The 1,051-nt window shown below is 59.2% G+C and carries 1 protein-coding gene; it reads right to left on the minus strand.

Going from position 1 to position 1,051, the window contains the following annotated elements:
• Positions 1-9 precede the first annotated feature (9 nt).
• Positions 10-958, minus strand: a protein-coding gene (locus tag G9X68_RS31615) for an IS630 family transposase (RefSeq protein ID WP_171605727.1) whose coding sequence is annotated in 2 segments (ribosomal slippage) — positions 10-621 and positions 623-958 — 948 coding nt in all. Because the reading frame shifts where the segments join, the coding sequence is not laid out codon by codon here.
• Positions 959-1,051 lie beyond the last annotated feature (93 nt).

Below are 1,051 nucleotides of genomic sequence, written 5' to 3' on the forward strand. Positions count from 1 at the left end.
TAGAGCCTTTCAGGTTTTGACGGAAGCGTATCCGGCATTGGCGAAGTAGTTGCTGCATTCGTTGGGCTCGATGGTTGTGACGAGGTGTCCGATGTGGCGCCAGGTGTCATCGATGGTTCGCTTCTGAGCCAGGCGCATCCAGTGCTTGATTTTGGCGAAAGCCTGTTCGATCGGATTGAGGTCGGGGGAGTATGGCGGCAAGTACCAGAGCCGAGCACCAGCGTTGCGGATCATCTGACGGATGGCGACCGACTTGTGGGAGCCGAGATTATCCATCACGACGATGTCGCCGGGTTTGAGCACCGCTACGAGTTGCTGCTCGACATAGGCGCGAAAGCACTCACCGTTGATCGGTCCATCAAAGACACAGGGTGCGGTGAGCCGATCGCAGCGCAACGCGCCGAGGAAAGTCAGGGTGCGCCAATGTCCGTGCGGGGCGAAGCTGCGCAGGCGTTTGCCCTTCGGTCCCCAGCCTCGAAGCGGCGCCATGTTGGTCTTGATCCAGGTTTCATCGATGAAGACCAGCCGGCTTGGATCGAGGCCAGCCTGCCAGGATCGCCAGCGCTGTCGCCGTCGCGCGACGTCAGCGCGCGCCTGCTCAAGGGCGAACAGTGTTTTTTTTGAACCGCAGCCCCTCACGCCGCAGGAACTGCCATACCGTATCGTGGGATACCTTCACCCCTCGCGCGGCCAACTCTTCCTTCAACCTGTGCAGTGACACATGCGGCGTCTGGTTGATCCGCTCCATGATAAACGCCCGATGCGGCTCCAGAACCCGCTTGCGGTGGCCGCCCATCTTCCCAGGCGCCACAGATCCGCTCGAACGATAACGCTGAGACCACTTTACCGCTGAAGACACCGCAATACCGAACCGCACCGCAACCGACCGGCGGCTCTCACCGGCTTCGATGGCAGCAACAACACGCTCACGAAGATCATTTGAAAGAGGTCGAGTCATCCGATGCTGGCCTCCACTCCAGCCAGCATCTTGAATCACAAAACAGCCAAAAACGGAATCCCTTCCGATTCAACTAAATCCGGATACGCTCTA

It is taken from the genome of Rhizobium changzhiense, assembly GCF_013087625.1.
Lineage (GTDB): Bacteria > Pseudomonadota > Alphaproteobacteria > Rhizobiales > Rhizobiaceae > Rhizobium > Rhizobium sophorae.